General features: G+C 69.4%; 7 protein-coding genes. 2 read left to right on the top strand and 5 right to left on the bottom strand.

Annotated elements, in window-relative coordinates; all coding sequences use genetic code 11:
• Positions 1-99: 99 nt before the first annotated feature.
• The 5 genes from yjfF to FNH04_RS36635 form a co-directional block, all read right to left on the bottom strand.
• Positions 100-1,122, bottom strand: coding sequence for a galactofuranose ABC transporter, permease protein YjfF (yjfF, locus tag FNH04_RS36655; RefSeq protein WP_152790158.1), 1,023 nt, complete (start codon positions 1,120-1,122; stop codon positions 100-102).
• Positions 1,119-2,204: an ABC transporter permease gene (locus tag FNH04_RS36650; RefSeq protein ID WP_322724884.1), complete on the bottom strand. Its 1,086-nt coding sequence runs from the start codon at positions 2,202-2,204 to the stop codon at positions 1,119-1,121. The genes yjfF and FNH04_RS36650 overlap by 4 nt, the downstream gene beginning before the upstream one ends.
• On the bottom strand, positions 2,201-3,739 hold the full coding sequence (locus FNH04_RS36645; protein ID WP_152790157.1) for a sugar ABC transporter ATP-binding protein: 1,539 nt from the start codon (positions 3,737-3,739) through the stop codon (positions 2,201-2,203). The genes FNH04_RS36650 and FNH04_RS36645 overlap by 4 nt, the downstream gene beginning before the upstream one ends.
• A 100-nt stretch (positions 3,740-3,839) precedes the next feature.
• Entirely contained in the window at positions 3,840-4,847 is a 1,008-nt protein-coding gene (locus FNH04_RS36640) for an ABC transporter substrate-binding protein (protein WP_152790156.1), read from the bottom strand.
• Positions 4,848-5,118: 271 nt separating this feature from the next.
• Positions 5,119-6,177: a LacI family DNA-binding transcriptional regulator gene (locus FNH04_RS36635; RefSeq protein WP_152790155.1), complete on the bottom strand. Its 1,059-nt coding sequence runs from the start codon at positions 6,175-6,177 to the stop codon at positions 5,119-5,121.
• 586 nt (positions 6,178-6,763) lie between these two features.
• On the opposite strand from FNH04_RS36635, the gene FNH04_RS36630 reads away from it, so the two are divergent.
• Complete coding sequence (locus FNH04_RS36630; protein WP_322724882.1) at positions 6,764-7,750, top strand: small ribosomal subunit Rsm22 family protein; 987 nt, start codon at positions 6,764-6,766, stop codon at positions 7,748-7,750.
• A gap of 64 nt (positions 7,751-7,814) precedes the next feature.
• Positions 7,815-8,029, top strand: a 215-nt coding sequence (locus FNH04_RS36625) for a hypothetical protein (RefSeq protein ID WP_152790154.1), incomplete at its 3' end; no start/stop codon positions are given.

The raw sequence follows: 8,029 nt of genomic DNA, 5'->3' as shown, positions 1-8,029 counted from the left end.
GTCTGGGGGCGCAGCCCCCAGGTGACGGGAATGGGTAGGGGCGGCGGGGGCGAAGAACGCTCCCCGCGAGCCGAGGCACGCCCGGGCGCGCCCCCGGACTCAGGTCTTCTGACGGGACGTCATCGTGCGCTGGATCAGGATGAACGCACACAACAGCACACCCGTCGCGATCTTCGTCCACCAGGAGCTCAGCGTCCCCTCGAACTGGATGATGCTCTTGATCAGCCCGAGGACCAGCACACCGAACAGCGTGCCCAGCACATACCCGGAGCCACCCGTCAGCAGCGTCCCGCCGATCACCACCGCGGCGATCGCGTCCAGCTCCATACCCACCGCGTGCAGCGGGTCACCGGACTGGATGTACAGCATGAACAGCAGACCGGCCAGCGCCGAGCAGAAGCCGCTCACCGTGTACACGGCGATCTTCGTACCGCCCAGCGGCAACCCCATCAGCAGCGCCGACTGCTCGTTGCCACCGATGGCGTACACCCGCCGCCCGAACCGCGTGTAGTGCAGCACGTAGAACGCGACGCCCAGCACCACCAGCGCCACGATCGCACCGATCGACAGGAACCCCACCCCCAGCGACACCTGCGTCTGGGCGAGGCTGCTCACCGAGGCGTCACCGATGGAGATCGACTCCTTGCTGATCACCAGGCACAGTCCCCGGAAGAGGAAGAGCCCGGCGAGTGTCACGATGAACGGCTGGATCTCGAAGTTGTGGATCACATAGCCCATCAGGAAGCCGCCGAACGCGCCCACCCCGAGGGCGAGGGGGATCACCAGGACCAGTGGCAGGCCCTGACGTTCCACCAGCCACGCCGTGAACATGGTGGTGAAGCCGATCAGCGAGCCCACGGACAGGTCGATACCACCGGACATGATGACGAAGGTGGCCCCGACGGCGGCGACCAGCAGGTAGCCGTTGTCGATGAACAGGTTCAGGAAGACCTGCGGTTCGCCGAAACCGTAGTTCTGGTACCGGCTCAGGCCGGCGATGTACATCGCGAGGAACAGCGCGGCCGTGACCAGCACGGGCAGCCGCCGGTCGCCGAGCAGGCGCGCGGCCTGGGACGTCGTACGGCTGTCCGCCGCCGTACGGGTCTTGGTGGTCGCGCTCATCGCGACACCTCCATCTTCGGGGCGGCGTCGGCCGCGGGAGCGGCCGGAGCCGGGGCGGAGGTCCCTGCGCGTCCCTTCGCGCCGAAGACCTTGGCCCGGAACTTCGGGGACTGCAGCAGGCAGACGACGATGACGACGACGGCCTTGAAGACCAGGTTGGTCTGGGTCGGCACGCCGATGGTGTAGATCGTGGTGGTCAGGGTCTGGATGACGAGGGCACCGATCACCGTGCCGCCGATCGAGAACCGGCCGCCGAGCAGCGAGGTACCGCCGATGACCACCGCGAGGATCGCGTCCAGTTCGATCCACAGACCGGCGTTGTTGCCGTCCGCGGCCGAGGTGTTGGAGCTGATCATCAGACCCGCGATGCCCGCGCACAGGGCGCAGAACATGTACACCATGATCTTGATGCGCACGGACCTGATGCCGACCAGCCGGCTGGCCTCCGCGTTGCCGCCGACCGACTCGACGAGCAGACCCAGCGCCGTACGGCGGGTCAGCGCCACCGTGACGGCCACGACCGCGGCCACCACGAAGATCGAGAAGGGCAGCGTCAGCCAGTAGCCGCCGCCGATCAGCTTGTACGGCTCGCTGTTGATCGTGATGATCTGGCCGTCGGTGATCAGCTGGGCGACACCGCGGCCCGCGACCATGATGATGAGGGTCGCGATGATGGGCTGGATGCCCATCCGGGCGACCAGGAAGCCGTTCCACAGGCCGCAGAGCACCGCGGCCACCAGTCCGATGCCCAGGGCGAGGAACACCCCGGACAGGGCGTTCTGGTCGGCCTGGTCGCTGATGTACGAACAGGTCAGGGCGCCCGTGATGGCGACCACGGCACCGACGGAGAGGTCGATGCCCCCGGTGGCGATGACCAGGGTCATTCCGACCGCCACCAGGATCAGCGGCGAGCCGAACAGCACGATCGAGACGAGGCTGCCGTAGAGGTGGCCGTCCGTCATCCGGATCGAGAAGAAGTCGGGGGTGAAGGGGACGTTGACGAGCAGCAGGGCGATCAGGACCGCGACCGGCCAGAACAGGTGGTGGTGCGTCAGTGCTCGCCAGCGGGAGGTGGTGGTCACTGGTGTTCTCCGCTCGCGATGGTCTCCAGGATCTTGCTGGTGGTGATCTCCGGCCCGTTGGTGAGCTGTGCCACCAGCTTGCGGTCGCGCAGCACCCCGATGGTGTGGCTGAGGCGGAGGACCTCCTCCAGCTCGGCCGCGATGTACAGCACGGACATGCCGTCCTCGGAGAGGGAGACCACCAGTTTCTGGATCTCCGCCTTGGCGCCGATGTCGATACCGCGCGTCGGCTCGTCCAGGATCAGCAGCTGCGGCTGGGTGATCAGCCAGCGGGCGAGGAGCACCTTCTGCTGGTTGCCGCCGCTGAGCTGGCCGACCCGGGCCTCCGGGTTGGCGGGGCGGATGTCCAGCGCCTTGATGTACTTGGCGACGAGTTCGTCGCGCTGGGAGGCCGGGATGGGCCGGGTCCAGCCGCGGGCCGCCTGGAGGGCGAGGATGATGTTCTCCCGCACCGTCAGATCGGGGACCAGGCCCTCGGTCTTGCGGTTCTCCGAGCAGAACGCGATCCCGGCGCCGATGGCGTCGTTCGGGGCGCTCATCGAGACCTGCTTGCCGCCGACGGTCACCGTGCCGCTGTCCGGCTGGTCGGCGCCGAACAGCAGCCGCGCCAGTTCCGTACGGCCCGATCCGAGCAGACCGGCGAGGCCGATGACCTCGCCCTTGTTGATCTCCAGGTCGAAGGGGGCGATCCCGCCGGTCCGGCCCAGGCCCTCGGCCTTGACCAGCGTCTCCCCGACGTCGGAGCGCAGCTGGTGCTCGTGGAGCTCCTCCAGCTGGTCCAGGGCCTTGCCGATCATCAGCTCGATCAGCCCGACCTGGTCGAGGTCGCGGACCATGTGCTCGCCGACCAGCGTGCCGTTGCGCAGGACGGTCATCCGGTCGCAGATCTCGTAGATCTGGTCCAGGAAGTGCGACACGAAGAGGATCGCGACGCCCTCGTCCCTCAGCCGCCGCATCAGGCGGAACAGCTCGAGGACCTCGTCGCGGTCCAGGCTGGACGTGGGCTCGTCCAGGACCAGCACCTTGGTGCCGGAGCCCTCGCCGTCGCTGTCGCCGGTGCCCACGGACCGTACGATCGCGACCAGCTGCTGCACGGCCAGCGGGTACGAGGACAGGGGCGCGGTCACGTCGATGTCGAGACCGAGCCGGTCCACCAGCTCCGCGGCCTCCTTGCGCATCTGCTTCCACTGGATGCGGCCCGCGCGCGTGGGTTCACGTCCGATGAATATGTTCTCCGCCACCGACAGGTTGGGGCAGAGGTTGACCTCCTGGTAGACCGTGCTGATGCCGGCGTGCTGCGCCTGCAGCGGGCTGCCGAACCGCACGGACTTCCCGTCGAGGGTGATGGTGCCGCCGTCCAGGGAGTAGACGCCCGTCAGCACCTTGATGAGGGTGGACTTCCCGGCGCCGTTCTCGCCCATCAGGGCGTGGATCTCGCCGGGGAAGAGCCGGAAGTCGACGCCCGACAGAGCCCGTACCCCCGGAAACTCTTTGACTATGCCCGTCATCTCCAGGACGGGCTGCGGCTCTGCCATGGCAGCGCTCCTCTTGAAATGCGTTCAGGCCCGCAGGGAGCCTCCCGGACCGACGGGTTCTCGGTCGGCCGGAGGCTCCCTGCCAGGTGGGTGCGGTGGGTCAGTACTTGCGGGTGGGGAGCGCGTCCTTGGCCTGGTCCTGCATGAAGTCGCTCTCCTCGGTCTTGATCCAGCGCTCGACCGTCTCGCCCTCGTGGACCTTCTTCACGACCTCCATCAGCTGGGGGCCGAGCAGCGGGTTGCACTCGACGATCGCGTTGATCTTGCCTTCGGACATCGCTATGAAGCCGTCCTTCACGCCGTCGACCGTGACGATCAGGATGTCCTTGCCGGGCTTCTTGCCGGCTGCCTCGATGGCCTGGATGGCGCCGAGGCCCATGTCGTCGTTGTGGGCGTACAGGACGTTGATGTCCGGGTTGGACTGCAGGAAGGCCGCCATGACCTGCTTGCCGCCGGCGCGGGTGAAGTCACCGGTCTGGCTGACGACGATCTCCCAGTCGTCCTTGTGCTCCGCGTCCATGACCTCCTTGAAGCCCTTGGCGCGCTCGATCGCGGGGGCGGCACCGGTGGTGCCCTCCAGCTGGGCGATCTTCACCTTGCCCTTGTGGCCGGCCTTGTCCAGGACCTTCTCCAGGATCTTGGCGGCACGCCGGCCCTCGTCCGTGAAGTCGGAGCCGACCAGGGTGACGAACAGGGACTCGTCGCTCTCGACGGAGCGGTCGGTCAGGACGACCGGGATCTTCGCGGCCTTGGCCTCCTTGAGGATGGCGTCCCAGCCGGTGACGACCACCGGCGAGAAGGCGATGACGTCCACCTTCTGCTGGATGTAGCTGCGGATCGCGGAGATCTGGTTCTCCTGCTTCTGCTGCGCGTCGGAGAACTGGAGCTTGTAGCCCGCCTCCTTGGCGGCCGACTTCACCGAGTCGGTGTTGGCGCTGCGCCAGCCGCTCTCCGAGCCGACCTGGGAGAAGCCGAGGGTGATGGTCTTGCTGCCGCCACCGCCGGAGGAGGAGCTGGACGAGCTGCTGTCCTCCTTGGCGCAGGCCGCGAGTCCACCCGCAGCCGCGACACCGACCGCCGCCGTGAGGAAGTTCCTTCTGTTCAGCATGTTTCTTCTCCTTTGAAGAGCCGGCCCGGAGCTGGACTCGGTTGCTTTGCGTACGTTCCGTGGGGAACGAAGTGGAGCGATGTCGTTCTGTGGACCGGCCAATGTTCGAGATCGTGAACAAGTGGGGGCGGTGCCTTGCAGAGGACGGTGGGATGCGGGGGGTGACGCCTTGAGCGGTGCTCGGGGTGGTGCCTTGAGCGGTGCTCGGGGTGGTGCCTGGCGGTCGCGCCTGGTGCGGTGCCTGAGCGGGGCTGGTCGGTCGAAGGGTGGATCAGGGAGGGACCGGGGGTGTGGTCGTGGCGCTGACGTCGGTGCTGTTGCGGACGATGAGCTCGGGCTCGATGACCACCGGGGGCATGTCGGCCGGGTCCCGGCCCTCGGCCCGCTCCTCGATGCGTTCCAGGAGGAGGGCGATGCTCCGCTTGCCCACCGTGACGAAGTCCTGGCGGACCGTCGTCAGCGGAGGGGCGAAGAACTCCGACTCCGGGATGCCGTCGAACCCGACCACCGCGACGTCGTGGGGAGTTCGTACGCCCGCCTCGCGCAGCGCCCGCAACAGCCCCAGCGCCATCTGGTCGTTGGCCACGAAGACCGCGCTGAGTCCGCGGCCCGCCTGGCGGAGCAGTTCCCTGCCCGCACGGTAGCCGGACAACGGGCTCCAGTCACCGTTCAGCAGCGGGGGAGGTTCGATCCCCGCCGCCTGGAGGGTGGACCGCCACGCGATGGCCCGGTCCTCGGCCTCCAGCCAGTCCTCGGGGCCCCCGAGGTGCCAGATGTCGCGGTGGCCGGCGGCCAGGAGGTGCCTGGTGGCCAGGCGTGCGCCGAGCTGCTGGTCGACCTGGACGCTGGGAGTCTCCGGGACCCGGCCGCTGCCCACCGTCACGATCGGGAAGGGGCACCGGAGCTCGGCCAGCGCGGCCACCGCCGAACGGTGCGGGGCGATGACGACGACCCCCTCCACCCCGCCGTCGCCGAGATGGTCCAGCGCCTCGGCCAGCTTCTCGCGGGTCATCCTGCGCAGGCTGACCGTGGAGACCAGGTAGCCCTCGGCCCGGGCCGCCTCCTCCAGCGCGAACAGGGTGCTCGCCGGGCCGTACAGGGTGGTGTCGGAGGCCACCACGCCGAGGGTGCGGGTGCGTCCGTTGGCGAGGGCCCGCGCCGAGGAGTTGCGGCGGTAGCCGAGTTCCTCGATCGCGTGCATCACCTTGGCACGGGTCTCGTTCCGGACGTTGGGGTGGTCCCCCAGCACACGGGACACGGTCTGGTGCGACACGCCTGCCAGCTGGGCGACATCCGCCATGGTCGGCGGCCGCAGCGGTGGTTGTGCCATGGCCGCACCTCCTTGGTGACTGTCCGGCGGCAGGACGGGGACGGGCTGGGCCCGGTGGATCAGGTGGATCCGGTGCGTTCGGTCGGTGGATCCGGCGGGCGGATCCGACGGGGAACGCGGAGGTCATTGTGAGCGCTCACAATTCGTACCGGTCAAGGGGTTTCGCATGAAGCCGGCCATCACGTTTGGGTAACGCGACGGAACGTGGCGGCCTGTCCGGGCGAGGTATTGACGCGGGGCGGGCATGGCCGTATTTTCGGTCCCCGACCGAAACTTCGAACCTCGTACGAAATACCGGACCGAGCTCCGGACAGTCACGGACCGGCGGAGACGGCCTCAGAGGGCCTCCCGTCAGGGCTCCGGTCCCGTACGCCGGATCGGCAGGGAGACCATCGTGCCCCTGCCGATCCGGCACCCCACCGCACCACCACCACAGGTCCGACCTATGGAGAGAGCACATGCGTCCGAACGGCCACCGGTCGCCGCCGGGCTTCCGGTCGCCGCCGCCGGGCCTCCGCCGTCGTGACCCGGCCTCCGGCCGGCTTCGGGTGAATCCCGGTCGCCGCCGCCCTCGTAGAATCGCCGCGTGAACGCCCCTGCCCTCCCCGCTGACGCCCTACGGGCCGCCCTGGCCCGGCTGCTTGACGGGCTGCCCCCGAAGGCGGCCGCGCAGGCGGTCGAGCGGTTGATCGCGAACTACCGGGGGCGTACGCCGACGGAGGCGCCCGTACTGCGGGACCGTTCGGACGTGGTCGCGTACGCCGCCTACCGGATGCCCGCGACCTTCGAGGCGGTGTGCTCGGCACTCGGGGCCTTCGCGGACGCCGTACCCGGGTGGACCCCGGGCAGCCACCTCGACATCGGCGGCGGCACCGGGGCGGCGACCTGGGCCGTCAGCGCCACCTGGGCGGGGGAGCGGCCGGTGACCGTACTGGACTGGGCCGAACCGGCGCTCGCGCTCGGCCGGGAGATCGCCGCCGCCCAGCCGGAGTTGAAGGCCGCGGAGTGGCGACGCGCCCGGATCGGAAGGGCGCTCGACGTCGACGGCGCCGACCTCGTCACCATCTCCTACGTCCTCGGTGAGCTCACCGCCGCCGACCGTGCCGCCGTCCTCGACGTGGCCGTGGCCGCCGCCCAGGCCGTCGTGGTCGTCGAACCGGGCACCCCGGACGGCTACGCCCGTGTCATCGAGGCCCGTGACCGTCTGATCGGCGCCGGTCTCCATGTCGCCGCGCCCTGCCCGCACAGCGCGGCGTGCCCGATCGTCCCCGGCGAGGACTGGTGCCACTTCTCCGCCCGGGTCAGCCGCTCCTCCCTGCACCGCCAGGTCAAGGGCGGCTCACTGCCGTACGAGGACGAGAAGTTCAGCTACGTCGCCGCCACCCGCTTCCCGCCCGCCCCGGCGCCCTCCCGGGTCGTACGCAGGCCCCAGATCCGCAAGGGGCAGGTGCTCCTCGACCTCTGCGAGACCGACCCCTCCCTGCGCCGGGCCACGGTGACCAAACGTCATGGGCCCCTCTACAGGGCCGCCCGCGACGCCGACTGGGGCGACGCCTGGCCTCCGGCCGACTGACGGGCGCCTCCCGCCGGGGACCAGTACTGTGTGCTGGTTCTTGTGGCGGCCGGCGCTGAGCGGAGTGGAAGTGGAAGCCGAGGAGAAGCTGCGGCTGGAGTCGGTCTACGCGGACCGTGTGGCGGCGCAGGAGGCGAAGGACCCCGGCTATGCCGCGCGGTGGGACCGGTTGTGCGCCGCTCTGCTGCGACTCGGCGGCGAACTGGTCGTACCGCCGAGGGACCCCGAGCCGCAGACCGTGGAGATCGCGACCGGGCACGCGGTGTGGGCTGTCTCTTA

The sequence above is a fragment of the Streptomyces phyllanthi genome (assembly GCF_009377205.1).
In the GTDB taxonomy this organism is placed as follows: Bacteria; Actinomycetota; Actinomycetes; order Streptomycetales; family Streptomycetaceae; genus Streptomyces; species Streptomyces phyllanthi.
Note: the sequence above shows the minus strand (reverse complement) of the source record. Positions and strands in the feature narration are given on the sequence as shown.

What these genes read in the sequence shown, in the direction of transcription:
- yjfF (WP_152790158.1), bottom strand. Translation starts at nt 1,122, where the DNA reads ATGAGCGCGACCACCAAGACCCGTACGGCGGCGGACAGCCGTACGACG.
- FNH04_RS36645 (WP_152790157.1), bottom strand. Translation starts at nt 3,739, where the DNA reads ATGGCAGAGCCGCAGCCCGTCCTGGAGATGACGGGCATAGTCAAAGAG.
- FNH04_RS36640 (WP_152790156.1), bottom strand. Translation starts at nt 4,847, where the DNA reads ATGCTGAACAGAAGGAACTTCCTCACGGCGGCGGTCGGTGTCGCGGCT.
- FNH04_RS36635 (WP_152790155.1), bottom strand. Translation starts at nt 6,177, where the DNA reads ATGGCACAACCACCGCTGCGGCCGCCGACCATGGCGGATGTCGCCCAG.